This window comes from Actinoplanes sp. NPDC051859 (assembly GCF_044452725.1).
GTDB lineage: Bacteria > Actinomycetota > Actinomycetes > Mycobacteriales > Micromonosporaceae > Actinoplanes.
Map to the genome: position 1 here is coordinate 636175 of NZ_JBITBX010000002.1, position 17639 is coordinate 653813.

Here is a 17639-nt window from a genome sequence, read left to right on the forward strand (position 1 = left end):
GGTGTGATCCCGCTGCTGGACCGAGTGTCGCCCAAGATCCGTACCCTGATCGCCCTGATCTGCTTCATGGGCGGCTTCATCGGGCTCGGAGTGTTCACCCACTCGGTGGCCGGCTCGGTCGCGGAGACGCTGCCCGCGGGCTCCACCGGCCGGGCCGACCTCGAGTCGCTCGCCACCCTGGCACTCTGGGTGCCGATCGTCCTCGCGCCGCTCGGCTTCGTGCTACAAGGATCAGTCGTGTTCAGTCTGGTCCGGCTGCTGAAGATCTGCGCCGCGACGATCCAAGGCGCAGCGGGCGGCAACCTCAGCCCGCGGATGCCGGTCGTCGGCAAGGACGAGCTGGGCCAGATGGCTACCGCCTACAACGCGATGATGGACGACTTCCAGGGCACCGTCGACGGCATCCGCCAGGCGGTCGCCGAGCTCAACAGCTCCACGGGCTCGCTGCGCCAAGTCAGCACCACCATGACCCAGGCCGCCGACGCCGCCGCGGGCGAACTGGAAACGGTGGCGCACTCGGCGCGCCGCACCAGCGAAGAGGTCGGCGCCATCGCTGACGGCACCCATCAGATGCGGTCCGCCATCGAGGAGATCAGCACCAACACCACCGACGTCAGCCGCATGACCGAGGAGGCGGTGACCGGCGTTTCGGTCGCCACCGGCAACGTCTCCCGACTCCGTGACTCCAGCCAGGAGATCAACGAGGTCCTGCGCTCCATCAACGCCATCGCCTCGCAGACCAACCTGCTCGCCCTCAACGCCACCATCGAAGCCGCCCGGGCCGGCGAGGCCGGCCGAGGCTTTGCCATCGTGGCCGGCGAGGTCAAAGAACTGGCCCAGGCCACCGCCCAGGCCACCGAGGAGATCGCCCGCCGCATCGAGGGCATCCAACACGACACCGGCGAAGCGGTCGAAGCGGTCAGCGGCTTCGCCACCATCATCGGCGCCATCGCCCAACACCAGGTCACCATCGCCGCCGCCATCGAGGAACAGACCGCCACGACCGGCACCATGGTCCAGGGCGCCGGCACGGTCAGCACCGGCACCGAGCAGATCAGCATGGCGATCTCCGCCGTCAGCACCGCCGCCAACGAAGTACGCGGCGCCGCCGAAGACACCCACCGCGCCGTCGGCGAGCTCACCGGCACAGCCGCTCGCCTGCAGAGTCTCGCCTCGGTCTTCCACTCCTGACCTGACGCGTCCGCCGTCGTTCCTGACCCGAAGCGTCCGCTGTCGTTCGTGACCCGAAGCGTCGGTCGCTCTTGACCGAGGACCAGGATCAGGAAACCGGGGCCGCGCCGGCAAACCAGCGGTCGGACACCCGGGTGTGCAGCTCGAAACCGAGGGGTTGCGGACCGTCCACGATCAGGCGTTCGTGGGTCTCGGTGTTGGGCGGGGCCGGGGGAAGGTCTGCGGCGGATGCGAGCGCCGGGAAGAGGCCGAAGATCAAGAGGGTGCCGTCGGGTGCGCTGAGGGCGTCGTAGAGGCGTACGGAATCGGGGTTTGCGGTCAGGCCGGTTTCTTCGCGCAGCTCGCGCGCCGCGGCTTGTTGCCAGGTTTCGCCGATGTCGATGAAGCCGCCCGGCAGGGCGATGCGGTCCTGGGCGGGCGGGATGGCCCGGCGGATGGACAGGAGGCCGTTGCCTACCGGCTGTACCGCGACGGCGACCGGCGTGGGGTTGAGGTAGCTCGTCTCGCCGCAGGCCGCGCAGCGCCGGGGCCAGGGCTGGTCGGGGACGAAGCGGGCACCACAGAAGGTGCAGTGTGCGTAACGGTCAGGCATGCAGAGGAGAATTGCACGCCGCGACCAACGCTTGGCGGCAGGCCGTGGTCAACGGGCGCAGCGCCGCGTCGCGCTGCTGGGCTTCATAGCCGTTGACGGCGCCGCCGGGGGCGTTGTGTTCGGCGAGCACGAGCACCTGGTCGAGGACGCTGGCTCGGGCGAACAGCCGCCGGGACCGGGGGTCGAACCCGGGCGGCAGGGTCGCGGTGCTCTCCGGGCGGCGCAGCGCCTGCAAGGCGCCGGCCAGCTCGGGACGCCACTGGGCGACGTCCAGGCGGGTCAGTTGGGTGGTCGCCTCGGTCAGGGCGCGGGCCAGCTCCGCCTCGGCTTCGGCGGATCCCAGCTGGAACACCGGCCGGTACTCGGCGACCGGGAAGAAGCGCCAGCGGACCGTCTCGAAGGTGACCCCCGAGCCGGAGGTGTGCCGGCGAACCTCCGGGACGACGCCGAACGAGGGCGTCATGACAGCCTCGCCGGCGAGCAGGGCGGCGCCGGTGAGCTCGCCCGGTCCGGGCAACCCGCGCGGGTCACCGGGAACCGGCAGCACCAGGCGGATCTCATCGGGATGCAGCTTCGCGAAGCAGGGCAACGCCTGGCCCAGCGGCACGTCGCTCCACGTGCCGGGGGCGTCGGCGACCGAGTGCTCCTCGTCGCTGGAGATCTCGTCGGCCAGCTCGTCGAACGGGACGAGTCCGGCACGCCAGGCGCGCACCCAGGCGACGAACCGGGTCGATCGGCGCGCCGTCAGGGTCGCCGCATCTGCTGCGGGGGACATGCGAGCAAGGGTACGTGCCCCGTGACGGCGTTGTCTCGGCCGGAGCGTCGGAACCGGCGTGTCCGGGCGGAGGAGTTACCGTGCTGTGAATGTATGCCGACGACGTATTAGCGGGTAATTGGCGGCGCCGTACGGTGATTCCTGAAGTCGACGCCGAGCCGGGCCTGGTGGTCGAAGACGCGGACGCCGGCTTCTGCGGTGCCGTGGTCGGCTTCGAACTCGGCGCGGTGGTGTTGGAGGACCGGCACGGACGCCGGCGTAACTTCCCACTGGAACCGGCCGCGTTCCTCCTCGACGGCAAGGTCGTCACGCTGCGCAGGCCCGCGGCCGCGCCCGCCGCCCCGGCGAAGCAGCGGACCGCCTCCGGTTCGGTGGCCGTCGCCAACGTCCGCGCCCAGGTCGCGAAGGCCAGCCGGATCTGGGTCGAGGGCATCCACGACGCCGCCCTGGTGGAACGGATCTGGGGCGATGACCTGCGCATCGAAGGCATCGTGGTGGAGCCCCTCGACGGCATCGACGACCTCGCCGGGGCGGTCCGCGACTTCCGCCCGGCCCGGAACCGCCGCGTCGGTGTCCTGGTCGACCACCTCGTGCCCGGCTCCAAGGAGAGCCGGATAGTCGCCGCGGTGCAGCACCCCGACGTTCTGGTCACCGGGCACCCGTACGTGGACGTGTGGCAGGCGGTCAAGCCGCAGCGGGTCGGCCTGCGGGAGTGGCCGGTGATTCCGCCCGGGCAGCCGTGGAAGGAAGGTGTCTGCCGGGTGGTGGGCGTCGCCGAGCCGTACGAGCTGTGGCGCCGGATCCTCGGCAGCGTGAGCAGCTACAAGGACGTCGAAACGCCCCTGATCAACGCCATGGAACGGCTCATCGACTTCGTGACGGAACCGGTCGACTAGGCCAGGTGGCGGGGGTCGCGGCTGAAGACGAAGGTGGCGATGTCCAGCTTGTCGACCTCGCCGTCGGCGGACCGCAGGACGGCCAGGATCTCGCCGACGTTCACACCTGCCGTGCCACGCCAGCGGTCCGGGGCTTCGCGGGTGAAGCGCCACGGTCCGCGGGCCGAGTAGCCGACCGGGGCCATCACCAGCTCCGCGCCGGTGGCGGTGACCTCGTATTCGCCGCCCATCCACCACCAGCGTCCGCACAGCTCGGCGGCCTCTCCGGCAGGGGCGGGCGCGGGACGCCACGGCAGCGGCGGCTCCGGCTCGGCGTCCAGGACGGCGGTCAGGGTTTCGAGGGCCACCGCGCGGATCGAGGTGCCACGCAGGCCGTACGAGTTGGCGAAGGCGATCACGCCGGTGCGGCTGGCCCGGTGCACCAGCAGTTGGGAGACGTAGCCGGGCATCGAGCCGCCGTGACCCACGTAGATCCGCTCGCCGACGCGGTGGAGTTCTGGCCCCAGTCCATGTCCGGCGGTCCACGTCTCGTCCTGCATCACCACCGGGGTGCACATCTCGTCGACGGTTTCGCGGCTCAGCACCGTGGGCGCCGGGTCGGCGAGGAACGCGGCCCACTTCGCCATGTCGGTGACCGTCGACCAGAGCTGCCCGGCCGGGGCCATCGCTCCTGAGTCCGGCCGCGGCTCCTCGTGCAGAGTGCCGTCGAGGGCGTGGACGACGTAGCCGCGGGCGTACGGCTCGACGGGGGAGTAGGTGGTGCGCTTCATGCCGAGCGGGTCCAGCACGCGCTTGCCCACGAGGTCGGTCCAGCTGTCCCCGGTGACCCGTTCCAGCACGGCCCCGATCAGCCCGTACGCGAGGTTGGAGTAGTGGTAGGTGCGAAACGGCGGCCCGGCGATCTTGTCGAAGGCCAGCTCGCGCAGCAGCTCTTCGACGTTGCCGACGTCGCGTCGCTCCCACCAGGGGCCGTCCGGTTCCCGCTGCAGCCCGGAGACGTGGGCCAGCAGTTGGCGCAGGGTGATCCCGCCGACCGGGGTGCCCGGCAGGTGCCGGTAGAGCAGGTCGTCCAGGGCGAAGAAGCCTTCGTCGCGCAGCTGCATGACCATCGTGGCGGTCAGCGTCTTGGTGATCGAGCCCAGCCGGTACTGCGTCTTCGGGTCCGGTGGTGGCGTCTCGCCGGCGCCGGTGAAATGCAGCAGCGAGCGGTCGCGGACCACTGCCAGCGCCAGTGACGGCGCTCGGCCCGCGGACTGCGCGCGGGCGGCGATCTCGGTGACACGTCGGCCGGTTTCCGGCAACAGGGACACGGTGAGCCTTCCGGGTTGGGAGTCAAGGGTCTAACTGCGGGGAGCGGAATTCGGCTACGCCGGCAAGAGTGCTGACGCGGTGTCGCTCCGCGTGCACGTACGTGTCACGATCAGAGGTATGGAAGCAGTCCTCTGGGTGGTCCTCGCCATCGCGCTCGCGATCGGCGAGGCCTTCGCGGCGACCTTCCTGATCATGTTCTTCGCGGTCGGGGCCCTCGCGGCGGCCGGCGCGGCGGCTCTCGGGGCCCCGCTGCTGGTGCAGGCCATCGTTTTCGCCATCGTCTCCGGTCTCTCCGTGGGCGCCATCCGCCCGATCATCATGCGGCATCAGCGGTCGGCGGCTGAGGCTGGCGAGACGGCGTTCGGCATCGAGGCGATCGAGGGTTCGAAGGCGACCGTCCTCGAAGAAGTCGACGCCGACCATGGTTTGATCAAGATCGACGGCGAGCTCTGGACCGCGCGATCCTTCGACGGCACCGAGCGCTACCTGCCGGGCGAGCATGTCCGGGTCATCAAGGTGAAGGGCGCCACGGCGATCGTGTGGCGCGACGACACGCCCCATATATAGAGAGGCACCCATGGAAGTCGTGATCGGTGTACTCATCTTCGTGATCGCCCTGTTCGCGGTGATCACGCTGGTCCGTTCCGTCCGCATCGTGCCGCAGCAGCGGATGGATGTCGTGGAACGGCTCGGCAAATACAAGCGCACGCTGGCCCCGGGCCTGAACCTGCTGGTGCCGTTCGTGGACGCGGTCCGCACCAAGGTCGACATGCGCGAGCAGGTGGTCAGCTTCCCGCCGCAGCCGGTGATCACCTCGGACAACCTCGTGGTCAGCATCGACACGGTGCTCTACTTCAAGGTGGTCGACCCGGTTCGGGCCACGTACGAAATCTCGAACTTCCTGCAGGCCATCGAGCAGCTGACGGTGACCACCCTGCGCAACGTCATCGGCTCGCTCGACCTGGAGCGCGCCCTGACCAGCCGCGAGGAGATCAACCGGCACCTGTCGAGCGTGCTCGACGAAACCACCGGCCGCTGGGGCATCAAGGTCACCCGGGTGGAGATCAAGGCGATCGAGCCGCCGCCGAGCATCCGCGACTCGATGGAGAAGCAGATGCGTGCCGAGCGGGAACGCCGCGCCACGATCCTCAACGCCGAGGGCCACAAGCAGGCGGCGATCCTCACCGCCGAGGGCGAGAAGCAGTCCCAGGTGTTGCGCGCCGACGGTGACCGGCAGGCCCGCATCCTGCAGGCGGAAGGCCAGGCGAAGGCCATCCGTACGGTGTTCGACGCGATCCACACCGCCAACCCGTCCCAGAAGGTGCTGGCCTACCAGTACCTGCAGGCCCTGCCGCAGATCGCCAACGGCACCGCCAACAAGGTCTGGATCGTGCCGACCGAGCTGACCAAGGCCCTGGACGGTCTCGGCGGCGCGCTCGGCGGCCTCGCCAACATGGCCGGCGACAAGCCGTCCGAGTCGGTCGACTCGGGCGCGGTCGAGCGCGAAGCCGCGGAGGCCGCGCAGGCGGCAGCCGCCGAGGCGGCGGCGGTCGGCGCTCAGGTCCGTGAGGCGGAGGCGCAGGTCTCCGGTGACCCGAACGCGAAGGGGCTGCCCATGCAGGAGCCCGCGAAGGGACTACCCAGCACGGCCGAGTCGATTCCGCACTCCGCGCAGGGCCTGCCGGCGCCGGAGGCGATCCCGCCGTCTGCCGCACTGGGCGCCGCGGATTACAACGGCGCGGGCGAGCCCGAGCGCGCCTGATCCACCGCTGCCACCCGCCCGATCCGGTCCGCCGGACCCGGGCGGGTGCGAGATCGTAGCGAATATCGCAAAACCCCGCGCCGCAGCGCGGGGTTTTGTCATGGTGGTCGCAGGATTCCCGACCGGCGCCCCCGGCCGCTCGGCTTGAGCCCACAAGGCGGAGCTATGAGCACCAGTCAGTTCCAGACCGCTAGCGGCCGCCCGTTGCGTGTGTCCCCGGCCTGGGTCGGCGCCCCGAGCACCGCGACGGCCACCGACGACCATCTGCTGCCGGTCCGGGAAGCGGTCTGGATCTGGTCGGTACGCCGGTACGCGCGGGTCACCCTGTGGGCTCTCCCGGTCGGCGCGGCCCTCTACGGCTGGTCCACCCTCGGCGTGCCCAGCCCGGCCGGACAACTGGCGGTCGAGGTCGCCGCGGGCTGGCTGTGCACCCTCGCCATGATCGCGCTGGCCGGGTTGCTCGCGGGGACGCGTACGCGCCGGCCGGCGGTCGCAGGCTTGGTGATCGGCATGGCCGGGGCGCTGCTGTGGCTGCCGCTGCTGGCGCTTCCGGCGGGCGGCACGGCGGAGCCCGGACTGACCTCCGACCAGATCCGGACGGCGTCCATGGTGGCGGCCGGGGTCATGGGCACCGGCTGGCTCCTGCTGGGCTGGGCGGTGCTGCGCTCCAAACTGGTCAATCCCGCCGACGGTGTCCTGCTCATCCTGGCCGCGGTGTCGATCGGCGCCGGGTCCTACGCCGTCAAGCCACTGCCGACGGTCGGGGCACTGATCCTGGTGGCCGCGGGCATGGGCCTCGCGTGGACCGGTTCGCGGCTGATCCCGCCGTCCTGAAACCAAGACCGACTGCACCGCGGCGAAGCAAGGGCCAGGAGGGCTTGGCCTCCCTATCGCTTGATGCGGTAGACGACCGAACGACGCAAGGGACCCGGCGGCACGGACGGGTCGTCGAAGTCGGCGGTCTGGTCGTGGCTCATGCCCAGCCGGTGCATGACCGCCCGGGACCGTTCGTTGCCGGCGGCGGTGATCGCCAGAATCTCCGGCAACCCCAGCACGTCGAAGCCGAAGTCGAGGCAGGCGTGCCCGGCCTCGGTCGCATAGCCCTCGCCCCACGCCGAGCGAGCCAGCCGCCAGCCCACCTCGACGCCGGCGAACGGCAGGCCGGAATCCACCGGGTCGAGACCCGCCATGCCGACGAATTCGCCGGTCGCCGCGACCTCCAGCGCCCACCAGCCCCAGCCGCGCCGGTCCAGATCGTCGCGGAAGGACACCAGCGACGCGGCGCTCTGCCCGTAGGTCAGGATCGACGGGAAGTGTTCGCGGACGGCCGGATCGGCGTTCATCGCTGCCCACGGCAGGGTGTCCTCATCGCGCCACTGGCGCAGCAGCAGCCGTGCCGTTTTCAGCTCAGAGATCGTCATCGCGTCCCAACTCCCAGAAAGCCACCGCCGCTGCCGCGGCCACATTGAGCGAGTCCACCCCGCGGCGCATGGGCAACCGTACCGGGACGTCGCACGCGGCCAGGGCGTGCCGGGACAGGCCCGGGCCTTCGGCCCCGAGGAGTAGGGCGGGTCGGGCCCGCTGCGCAGCGTCCAATCGCTGCATGGGTACGGCATCCGGCGCCGGGGTCAGCGCCAGCACCGAGAAACCGGCCTCGCGCACCCGGTCCAGGCCGTCCGGCCAAGGCTCCAAACGCGCGTACGGCACGGCGAAAACTTCGCCCATGCTGACCCGTACGCTCCGGCGGTAGAGCGGGTCCGCGCAGGTGGGTGACAGCAGGACGGCGTCGATGCCGAGCGCCGCAGCCCCGCGGAAGACCGCGCCGATGTTGGTGTGGTTGTTGACGTCTTCCAGGATCGCGACGCGTCGGGCAGCGGCGAGGACATCGCCCGCGTCCAGCAGCGGCAGGCGGTGGAAGGACGCGAGGACGCCGCGGTGCACGTGGAAGCCGGTCACTTGTTCCAGGACCGCCGGGGCGGCCGCATAGACCGGGGCGTCGTCGAGGTCTTCGAGTTGGTCGACCCGCTTGGCATCGACCAGATAGGACCGGGCCTGGTATCCCGCGCGGCGGGCCCGGCGCAGCACCAACTCACCCTCGGCGATGAAGAGGCCGTGCGGCGGCTCCCATTTGGTCCGCAGCTCGAGGTCGGTGAGTGAGCGGTAGTCGCCGAGCCGTTCGTCGGCCGGGTCGTCGATCAGGTGCACGTCGGGCACGGTCAGTCCAGCCGGTAGGTCAGGTGGGTGGCGTTTGCGGACACCCGTACGTGGGTCTGGCGTAGGTGTCGCGGTGCGGCCGCGCCGGTGAACAGGGGCGTGCCGGCGCCGAGCAGGATGGGGGCGAGGTGCAGGCGCAGCTCGTCGACCAGGCCCGCTTCGACAGCGCCACGGATCAGTTCGCCGCCGCCCATGAGCACCACGTCGCGGTCCTCGGCGCCAGAGCGCGGCCCTTGGTCACGGCACTGGCGAGGCCATCGGGTACGAAGGAGAAGCGGTCGCCGAGCCGGGCGCGGGCCGGCGGCTTGCGGGTCACGACCAGCACGGGTGGCACCGCGGCGAGTCCGGCGCCGTACGCCATCTCGTCGGTCCAGCCGTGCGGCCCGTCGACGATGTCGAACAGGCGGCGACCCATGATCACTGCCCCGGTGGCGTCGGTGGCCGCGGTCAGCACCTCCCGGTCGACCGCGTCGCCGTCTAGCGCCCAGACGTGCAGCGGCTCGCCGCCGGTGCCGAGGCCGTGCGCGAGATCGGGGTCCGGCCCGGTCACGTACCCGTCGATCGACACCGTGATGTCGGCGACCACCTTGCCCATCAGCGATACCCCCTGTGCCGCGGCGCTTCCTGCAGCGAGCATGCCACTCGGTCTTTTGCCCGAGCGGATCCGGGTGGGGCGGCGGATCTCGCCCAGCGGCAGTACGGTTGTACTGTTCGCGTCGTTCTGCGGTCGATCGTTCTGCGGTGGGAGGTGTGCAGGTGTCATCGGGTTCCGGTTCCGACCCGCACATGCTCGCGCTGCTGCGGGCCATGCGCCTGCGCGCTGCCGCACCGGATGCGGCGGCGGCCGGTGCCGCGGATGCCGAAGCCGCCCTGCAGGGTCGATACCGCGCCGAGCAGGACAATCCGGACCACGAGGACCTGCATCCGGAGGAGTTGCTGCACCCGGACTGGCCGACGGCGCAGCTTCCGGCCGAGCCGTCCGGTGAGCTGCCCGCAGCGCATCCCTTCCGGGACTTCTCGGTGCCGGGCGTTCCCCAGCCCGAGGAGGTCGAGCACCAGCAGACGGGTCAGGAGCGCGGCGGCTTCCGGGCGAGCATCGGACCCGTCCCCTCCGGTTCCCGCTGGAATTCCACCCCGCGAGGATCCGTCCCGCCGACCACTCCGACCCCGGCCACAGGGAACACCCCGGGGTCCGATGGCACCACGCCAGGCGACTCAACGCCAGGTGGCACCACACCTAGTGGCACCACGCCAGGTGGCACGACACCGGGTGGCACGACACCGGGAGTGATCCTGCCGGAGGTCGGCTCGCTCGACCCCCTCCTGTCGGACCTCATCAACCCGGACACCCTGGATTCCGCTGTGTCGAACACCCCCCGGTCCGCAGGCCCGGGGCTGGTGCGGCCGGGAGTCACACCACCGGAGACTGCCCGACCGGGAGCCAACCCGTCCGGCACCGTGCCGTCCGGCATGATGCCCGGTGCGGCCCGCCCGGCCCCGGGCGCGACACCGCCGCTCGTCCACCCGGCCACCATCATGCCGCCCGCGGTTCAGCAGGGTGGCATGCGCCCACCCACGGCCGACGTCGACCCCGGTCACCTGATGGACTTGCTGCCCAAGAACCTCGGCCTTGCCACGCCGCTGACCTCGCGGTCGTACCCGCCGACGCCGCCGGGTGCCGCGCTGCCGGCCACGCCCGGCGGATCACCGCACGTGCCTGTGCCCGGCGCAGCACCGCACGTGCCTGTGCCCGGCGCAGCACCGCGCCCGCCTGGTGCCGCGCTGCCGCCTGTGCCCGGCGCATCGCCGCGCCCGCCTGGTGCCGCGCTGCCGCCCGTGCCTGGCGCACCACCGCATCCGCCCGGTGCCCCGCCGCCGGCACCTGGTTCGGCGGTGTCGCCCATCCCGGGCGGGCTGCCCCTGCCCGTGCCAACTCCGCCCCAGGCCAGCCGAGGTGTGCCGCTGCCTGCGCTTCCGCCGATTCCTGGCCTTCCGGCGCCCGCACCGGGTGCGCAGCCACCCGCAATGCCGCCCGCCTCGGGGACGCCGGTGGCAGCCCCGGGCACTGCGCCCGCCGCGCCTCCGCGGCGCCCGACGATTCCGTACCCGCCCGGTGCCGGTCCGTGGGCCACGCCTTTCCCCGGCGGTTCGACCGATCCGATCGGCGCCATCCCGGCCATCGGTGGGCCCCGGGTCACCGGTCCGACGTGGCAGGGCGATCAGTTCCCCCAGGTCGGCCCGGTCGGCCAGGCGCCGCCGGTGCGCCCGCCCGTTGCCGCCCACCCCTCCGCGCCGGTCGACGGGATGAACCCTGCCGACGACGCCGAGTTGCACACCGCGCAACGGCTTCTCCTCAGCAGCCTGACCCAGGCCGGCGGAACGGCCGAAGTCGCCGCCCGGCTGCGGGCCGCGCTGGTCCAGGCGGAGCCGACACTCTTCGCCCGGCTTCCCGGCAGCCCGGCAGTGCAGATCGAGCAGCTCGCCGAGGGCCTCACCTGGCTGGTGCAGCGCACCGACCAGCCGCCGGCGCTGGTGGCCGGATTCGGGCGACTGGGCGCGGCCCTCGCCGAATGCGGGGTAGTGCCCCAGCAGCTCCAGCTCGCCGGCGCGGCCCTCGCCGAAGCGATGCGGGCCGGGATGGCCGCCAACGGCTGGCGGCAGGACTTCGACCAGGCGTGGCGGACGACCTGGCAGCACGCGTACGAGTGGATCGCGCACGGCATGGCGGCCGCGCAGTACCAGCCGACGACCTGGACCGCGGTGGTCGTCTCGCACGAGCGGCGCCGGGACGACCTCGCCGTGCTGCGGCTGCGCCCGTACCTGCCGATGCCGTACCTGCCGGGGCAGTACGCCCGCATCGAAGTGCCGGAGCTGCCCGGACTGTGGCGGCCGTACTCGCTGGCCGGGGTGCCCCGCCGGGACAACATCGTCGAGCTGCACGTCCGCGCGAAGTCGCTGGACGGGGTCAGCGGCGCTCTGGTGCACCGGATCGAGGCGGGCGCCAAGGTGAAGATCGCCCGCGCTGAGGGCCGGATGATCCTGCCCGCCTCCGGCCCGGACCTGCTGATGATCGCCGGGGACACCGGCGTCGCGCCGCTGAAGGCGTTGCTCACCGACCTGGCGGAGACCAACGATCCCCGGTCGGCGGTGCTGTTCTGGGGCGTCCGCACCCTCGACGAGCTGTACGACATCGCGGACCTGACCGCCGTCGCCCGGATCGCCCGGCGGGCCACGATCGTGCCGGTGATCTCCGAGGGGCCGTCCGGGCCGTACGCCGCGGGGCTGGTCACCGACGCGGTGGCTGCCTACGGCGAGTGGTCCAGCCACGAGGTGTACCTGGCCGGGCCGCCGCTCATGCTGGCCGCGACCGCCCTCGCCCTGCACGAGCTCGGCGTCGCCCCCGAGCGCATCCACCACGACCAGCCCGGCTGACCCGGCGTCCTGACCTGCCGTGCCACCCGGCGTCCGGCTTACAGCACCTGGTCGAGGGCTTTCGCGTACGTCGATGGCACGAAGTACGGCCCGCCTGGCGTGAGCACCGCCTCGCGGGACGCCTCCGCCCACGCGGCTGGCGGCACCGCGGCCCGCAGCGCCGTGATGACGGGCGCGTCGGCCCACTGCGGGTCGTCGGCGAGCATGGTCAACGCCACCAGCGACTCTTCGACCTCGCCGACGCACTCGAACGGCTTGTGCGCGTCGATGCCGAGCAGTTCCAGGTAGCCGGGCACCTGGGCGGGGTCGGCGAAGAGGTCGCGCCCGAAGATGTGGGTCAGTCGTTCGCGCGGCATCGAAGGCGCCATGGCCAGGGCCACGAACCGGCACTTCGGGCAGTCGCCGCACCAACGGGCTGTCGGGTCGTGCAGCTTGAACGCCTTGTTGCAGCTCGTCACCACGTCGTCGTACGCGGTGAACCGGGCGAAGAGCTGCGCGATGTGCAGCTCGGACAGCGACCGCAGCAGCGAGAAGTACGGCTCGGTCAGCCCGGTGTGCGCGGTGACGGCGGCGCGCAGCAACCCTTCCGCGGCTACCCCCTTGGACCATTGGTGGTTGATCGGGTGACCGTTCCAGATCAGGTTTGGGTCGGACGCGGACCGCTCGTTGGACATCACCACCGGGCCGAGTCCGTGCAGGGTGGCGGTGGCGATGGCAATCAGTGAGTTGATCGCCGTGACGGGGATGTGGCCGTTGCGGGCGCCCGCCTTGTTCAGCTCGAACAGGCGCGGGTCGAGCTGGCGCCGGGCAGCCAACGCGGGCAGCCCCGACGCGGCGTTGACGGCGACGATGACCGGGTTGGGGTTCACCGAGAAGGGCACCGGGTCGAGCCCGGCGGCACGCAGGATTTCCAACGTGACGATGGAGTCCTTGCCGCCGCCGACTGCTGACAGGGGACGACCGGCTGAGTTGTCGACCGGCGCAGCGGTCGGGGCTGTCGCGGGCACCTGGACGGTCAGGTCGAGCACGTACGGGAGCTGGTTCACGTACGCGTACTCGCCGAGGCCTTGGCTGTAGACGGCGCTGAACAGGGCTGCGGCCTCGGCCGGCACGGCCGTGGGCGCCTCGATCCGCTCGGGCGCCCCGACCTTGTAATAGCTCACGCCGGCGACGACATGCAGCAGCTCCAGCACCCGATAGAAGGCGTCCGGCACGTCCCGGCCGGCGGCGATGGGGAAGGTGATCGTCTCGGTGAACGCTTCGGGCGCGGGGCCGTCGAGCAGGTAGTCGAACGTCGCGACCCCGGTGGCGGGGTCGTAGGCGTGCGAAGGGAAGCGCATGACGTCGAACTGCACCCGCGAACTCCTGTCACTGGACCGACGGGCAATACTAGTTCCCTCTGACCGAGGGAGTATCGCTGTGCGCCTTGCGGACCTGCGCGGACGTTCCGTAGCCGTCTGGGGGACCGGCCGTGAGGGCCGGGCCGCCGTTACCGCCGTCGCCGCCCATGGGCCGGCGCGCCTGCTGGCGGTCGACGACAGCGCCAACTTCCTGTCGGTGCCGTGGGAGGGCGAGTTGGCTGCCGTTGCGCCCCTCGCCGGCGGTGACCATGCGTTTCCTGCGCTCGTCGCGGCTGATGTGGTGGTGCGGTCGCCGGGGGTGCCGCAGACCCACCCGTGGATGGCGGAGCTGCGCAAACGTGGCGTGACGGTGACCGGTGGCAGCGCGCTGTGGCTGGCTGACCATGCTCGGGCCACCGTGGGTGTCACCGGCAGCAAGGGCAAGAGCACGACCTCGGCCCTGATCAGCCACCTGCTGGCTGCGGTGGGGTGCCCGAACGTGTTCGGCGGCAACATCGGCGTGCCGCTGCTGGACCTGCCACCCGCCGAGCAGTACGTGCTGGAGCTGTCCAGCTATCAGTGCAGCGACCTCACCGATTCGCCGCGGGTCGCCGTCGTCACCTCACTCTTCCCGGAGCACCTGGACGCGCACGGCGGGGAGCGGGAGTACTACCGGGACAAGCTCAACCTGCTCGCGCACGGTCCGGAAATGATCGTGGTGAACGGCGCCGACCAGCGGTTGGTCCGCGAGACGATCGAGCTGCGCGACGCCAACGGTTTCCCGGCGATTCCGGCCGGCTCCGGTGACTCGCGCTTCCGGATCGAAGACGACGGCATCGTGTACTGCAGCGACGAGTCCCTGTTCCGCCGGGATGAGCTGCGGCTGCGCGGCGCGCACAACGGGCGCAACCTCTGTGTCGCGCTGGCTGTGCTGGACGGCATGGGCGTGGATGTGGTGGGCGAGGCGGAGCGGCTGCGGGCGGCGGTCGCGTCGTTCGAGGGGCTGCCGCATCGGCTGGCCGAGATCGAGGATCCGTCCGGGCTGACCTTCGTCGATGACACGTTGTCGACGAGTCCGTATTCGGCGATGCACGCGATCGACGCGTACGAGGGGCGGCCGTTGACCGTGCTCGTCGGTGGCACCGATCGTGGGTTGGACTATGCGCCGTTGCGGGAGCATCTGCGAGGTCGGGAGATCACCGTGATCGGGCTGCCGGACAGTGGCCCGCGGATCCTCGAGGAGTTGGCCGGGCTGCCCGGAGTGCGGACCGAGCCGGCCGAGGATCTGCCCGCGGCGGTTCGCCTTGCCCGCCAGGTCACGCCGGCCGGCGGGGTCGTGCTGTTGTCGCCGGCCGCGCCCAGCTACGGCCGGTTCCGCAACTTCGAGCACCGTTCGGAAGTGTTCGCTCAGGCGGTCCGCGACAGCGCCTGAGCATTATTTTCATCGCCCGTTGCGCGGGCCGGCAAAGGGTGACAAAACCCCGCATGTGATAGCGGTCACGTCCTAAATTCCGCAATAGACATCGATAGCCGTGTAACGACGGCCGCTGCTGCCTGCGCTCTTGGTATTCCTGTGAAAACTTCGCCCACGGTCTTGACAGGATGGGGGTCGCAGTAAGAACTTTTACCGCGACAGTAAACACTCTTCCGAGAGGGCGGGCCCATGGCAGAGCCAGAGGTGGACGGCAGCGCCCCGATCGCGGTGGCCGACCCGCCTCAGCCGAGCGACGGCGTGCTGGTGCGCATCCGGTCCATGCTCCCGGAATTCACCGGCGCGTTGCAGCGCGTCGCCGAGCAGGTCCTGACCGACCCGGCCGCCGCCTCCCGCGCCACCATCGTCGAGCTCGCCGAGCGCAGTGGCACCTCGCCTGCCACGGTCACCCGGTTCTGCCGGGCCATGGGCTTCGACGGGTACGCCGATCTGCGGCTGGGCATCGCCGCCGAGACCGGCCGGGCCCGCTCGGCCGGCTGGACCGTCGACATCGGCCGGGAGATCCAGCCCAGCGACCCGTTGCAGCGGGTCCTCGCCCAGATCATGGCCGCCGACACCCGGGCCATGCACGACACCGCCGCCCTGCTCGACCTCGCGGAGGTGGAACGGGCCGCCGTGGCGATCGCCGCCGCACCGCGGGTCAACATCTTCGGCGCCAGCGGCAGCGCGCTGGTCGGCGAGGAAATGCAGTTCAGCCTGCACCGGATCGGCGTCGCCGCCTGGGCCTGGACCGACGTCCACAACGGCCTCGCCAGTGCGGCCCTGTCCCGGTCCGGCGACGTTGCGCTGGGCATCTCGCATTCCGGCGAGACCGGCGAAACCATCGAGCTGCTCGCCGAGGCCAGCAGCCGAGGCGCCACCACCATCGCCCTGACCAGCTTCCCGCGCTCGCCGCTCGCCGAGCTGGCCGACATCGTCCTGCTCACCGCCACCCAGGCGACGACCTTCCGGCCGGACGCGCTCTCCGCGCGGCACCCCCAGCTGGTCGTCCTCGATCTGCTCTACGTCGCGGTCGCGCAGCGGACCCACGAACGCTCGCACGCCGCCTTCCAGCGCACCGCCCAAGCCGTGCACGGCCACAAGGCCGCCAAGGACGGCAGCTCCGCCCCGTGAAATCCCGCCGCACCGCACACCTGCCGCACCCCTCAAGGAGAGAGCGCATGACCGACATCCTTAAGCCCCAGGTCGACCGCCGGACGCTGCTGCGCCGCGCGGCCGCCGTGGGCCTGATGGCCACCCCCGCCGTGAGCATGCTGGGCGCCTGCGTCGGCGGCGGCAAGAGCGACGACAACGCGGACAAGCCGAAGGGCACCGTCTCGGCGACCAACCCGCTGGGCATCAAGGAGGACGAGCCGCTGGAGATCGTCATCTTCAAGGGCGGCCTCGGCACCAAGTACGCGACCGACATCGACATCCCGTCCTACAACAAGCTCTTCCCGAACTCCAAGGTCACCTTCAACGAGACCGAAGAGATCGCCACCGTGGTGCAGCCGCGGTTCACCTCGAACAACCCGCCGGACATGATCAACAACTCCGGCTCGAAGCTGATGGACCAGGGCGCCCTCGTCCAGGCCGGCCAGGTGCAGGACCTCACCGACCTGTACGCCGCGCCGTCCGTCGACATCCCCGGCAAGACGGTCCGCGACACGCTGATCCCCGGCACCGTCGAGCAGGGCACCTTCAACGGCAAGCCGTACGTCCTCAACTACGCCTTCACCGTCTTCGGCCTCTGGTACTCCGGCAAGCTCTTCAAGGACAACGGCTGGACCGTGCCGAGCACCTGGGCCGACTTCACCGCCCTGCTCGACAAGATGAAGGCCAAGGGCATCACCCCCTACGGGTACGCGGGAGCGAACGCGCCGTACTACCAGTACACGGTGATCCTCACCAGCGCCGCCAAGATCGGCGGCGCCGACATCCTCAAGAACATCGACAACCTCGAAGACGGCGCCTGGACCAACGACGCCGTCAAGCAGGCCGCGGCCGCCTGGGCCGAGGTCGGCGCCAAGTACGCGGACAAGGCGTTCCTCGGCCAGAAGCACACCGAGGTCCAGCTCAAGCAGAACCAGTACAAGGTCGGTCTCTACCCGTCCGGGTCATGGCTGGAGAACGAGCAGGCCAAGGACACCCCGGCCGGCTTCGACTACCAGCTCATGCCGCTGCCCAGCGTGACCACCTCGGACAAGCTCCCGGTCACCGCGCTCTACGCCGCGGCGGGCGAGCAGTACTTCGTCGCCAGCAAGGGCAAGAACCCGCGCGGCGGCATGGAATTCCTGCGCCACATGCTCTCCAAGGCCGGCGCCGTGGGCTTCACCCAGCTCACCAAGACGCTGACCGTCGTCGCCGGCGCCACCGACGGCATGGAGATCAGCCCCGGCCTCACCTCCGGCAACAAGGCCCTGGGCGCGGCCGGCGCCGACACCTTCAGCTTCCGCTTCGACACCTGGTACAAGAAGCTGGACGACGAGGTCCGCGCCGCCACCAACGAGCTGATGTACGACGGCGGCACCGCGGACAAGTTCTGTGAGCGGGTGCAGAAGGTCGCCGACGCGATCAAGAAGGACTCCTCTATCGAGAAGTTCAAGCGCTGACCCTCGCCAGCCCCACCACGTAACCCGCGATCACGGACGGAGC

Annotated in this window: 17 protein-coding genes; 9 read left to right on the forward strand and 8 right to left on the reverse strand. The window is 71.0% G+C overall.

Annotated features, from left to right (window positions below; all coding sequences use genetic code 11):
• The first annotated feature begins 3 nt into the window (after positions 1-3).
• Entirely contained in the window at positions 4-1191 is a 1188-nt protein-coding gene (locus ACIA1L_RS06925) for a methyl-accepting chemotaxis protein (protein WP_396071553.1), read from the forward strand.
• An 88-nt stretch (positions 1192-1279) separates the two neighbouring features.
• On the opposite strand, the gene ACIA1L_RS06930 is transcribed toward ACIA1L_RS06925, so the two are convergent.
• Entirely contained in the window at positions 1280-1783 is a 504-nt protein-coding gene (locus ACIA1L_RS06930; RefSeq protein WP_396071554.1) for an NUDIX domain-containing protein, read from the reverse strand.
• Complete coding sequence (locus ACIA1L_RS06935; protein ID WP_396071555.1) at positions 1776-2558, reverse strand: hypothetical protein; 783 nt, start codon at positions 2556-2558, stop codon at positions 1776-1778. The genes ACIA1L_RS06930 and ACIA1L_RS06935 overlap by 8 nt, the downstream gene beginning before the upstream one ends.
• An 89-nt stretch (positions 2559-2647) precedes the next feature.
• Between ACIA1L_RS06935 and ACIA1L_RS06940 the strand changes: the two genes are divergently transcribed.
• Positions 2648-3454 carry a DUF3097 domain-containing protein gene (locus tag ACIA1L_RS06940; protein WP_396071556.1) on the forward strand — a complete coding sequence of 269 codons (807 nt, stop codon included), beginning with the start codon at positions 2648-2650 and terminating at the stop codon, positions 3452-3454.
• On the opposite strand, the gene ACIA1L_RS06945 is transcribed toward ACIA1L_RS06940, so the two are convergent.
• On the reverse strand, positions 3451-4764 hold the full coding sequence (locus ACIA1L_RS06945) for a serine hydrolase domain-containing protein (RefSeq protein ID WP_396071557.1): 1314 nt from the start codon (positions 4762-4764) through the stop codon (positions 3451-3453). The genes ACIA1L_RS06940 and ACIA1L_RS06945 overlap by 4 nt on opposite strands.
• 118 nt (positions 4765-4882) lie before the next feature.
• Between ACIA1L_RS06945 and ACIA1L_RS06950 the strand changes: the two genes are divergently transcribed.
• The 3 genes from ACIA1L_RS06950 (at position 4883) to ACIA1L_RS06960 (ending at position 7361) form a co-directional block, all read left to right on the forward strand.
• Entirely contained in the window at positions 4883-5332 is a 450-nt protein-coding gene (locus ACIA1L_RS06950; RefSeq protein WP_396071558.1) for an NfeD family protein, read from the forward strand.
• A gap of 10 nt (positions 5333-5342) precedes the next feature.
• Complete coding sequence (locus tag ACIA1L_RS06955) at positions 5343-6527, forward strand: SPFH domain-containing protein (RefSeq protein WP_396071559.1); 1185 nt, start codon at positions 5343-5345, stop codon at positions 6525-6527.
• A gap of 165 nt (positions 6528-6692) precedes the next feature.
• Positions 6693-7361 (forward strand): hypothetical protein, encoded by a 669-nt coding sequence (locus ACIA1L_RS06960; protein ID WP_396071560.1) that lies wholly within the window; start codon positions 6693-6695, stop codon positions 7359-7361.
• Between the two features lie 53 nt (positions 7362-7414).
• Here ACIA1L_RS06960 and ACIA1L_RS06965 read toward each other — a convergent pair whose 3' ends face one another.
• From ACIA1L_RS06965 to ACIA1L_RS06980, 4 genes are read right to left on the reverse strand one after another with little or no spacing between them, the layout of a single operon-like run.
• A complete protein-coding gene (locus ACIA1L_RS06965) occupies positions 7415-7948 on the reverse strand; it encodes a GNAT family N-acetyltransferase (RefSeq protein ID WP_396071561.1) in 534 nt (177 codons plus the stop codon).
• Positions 7935-8741, reverse strand: coding sequence for a TrmH family RNA methyltransferase (locus ACIA1L_RS06970; protein WP_396071562.1), 807 nt, complete (start codon positions 8739-8741; stop codon positions 7935-7937). Before ACIA1L_RS06970 ends, ACIA1L_RS06965 begins: the two co-directional genes overlap by 14 nt.
• 2 nt (positions 8742-8743) lie before the next feature.
• Complete coding sequence (locus ACIA1L_RS06975) at positions 8744-8935, reverse strand: dihydrofolate reductase family protein (protein ID WP_396071786.1); 192 nt, start codon at positions 8933-8935, stop codon at positions 8744-8746.
• Positions 8917-9378, reverse strand: a complete 462-nt coding sequence (locus ACIA1L_RS06980) for a hypothetical protein (RefSeq protein ID WP_396071563.1) — start codon at positions 9376-9378, stop codon at positions 8917-8919. Before ACIA1L_RS06980 ends, ACIA1L_RS06975 begins: the two co-directional genes overlap by 19 nt.
• Positions 9379-9497: 119 nt before the next feature.
• Between ACIA1L_RS06980 and ACIA1L_RS06985 the strand changes: the two genes are divergently transcribed.
• Positions 9498-12173: a hypothetical protein gene (locus tag ACIA1L_RS06985; protein ID WP_396071564.1), complete on the forward strand. Its 2676-nt coding sequence runs from the start codon at positions 9498-9500 to the stop codon at positions 12171-12173.
• Positions 12174-12211: 38 nt separating this feature from the next.
• Here the strand turns inward: ACIA1L_RS06985 and ACIA1L_RS06990 are convergent, their stop codons facing one another.
• Positions 12212-13513 (reverse strand): hypothetical protein, encoded by a 1302-nt coding sequence (locus ACIA1L_RS06990; RefSeq protein WP_396071787.1) that lies wholly within the window; start codon positions 13511-13513, stop codon positions 12212-12214.
• Positions 13514-13592: 79 nt separating this feature from the next.
• On the opposite strand from ACIA1L_RS06990, the gene murD reads away from it, so the two are divergent.
• From murD to ngcE, 3 genes are all read left to right on the forward strand, one after another.
• Positions 13593-14945 carry a UDP-N-acetylmuramoyl-L-alanine--D-glutamate ligase gene (gene murD / locus ACIA1L_RS06995; protein WP_396071565.1) on the forward strand — a complete coding sequence of 451 codons (1353 nt, stop codon included), beginning with the start codon at positions 13593-13595 and terminating at the stop codon, positions 14943-14945.
• A 231-nt stretch (positions 14946-15176) separates the two neighbouring features.
• Entirely contained in the window at positions 15177-16118 is a 942-nt protein-coding gene (locus ACIA1L_RS07000) for a MurR/RpiR family transcriptional regulator (protein ID WP_396071566.1), read from the forward strand.
• Between the two features lie 47 nt (positions 16119-16165).
• Complete coding sequence (ngcE, locus tag ACIA1L_RS07005) at positions 16166-17596, forward strand: N-acetylglucosamine/diacetylchitobiose ABC transporter substrate-binding protein (protein WP_396071567.1); 1431 nt, start codon at positions 16166-16168, stop codon at positions 17594-17596.
• Positions 17597-17639 lie beyond the last annotated feature (43 nt).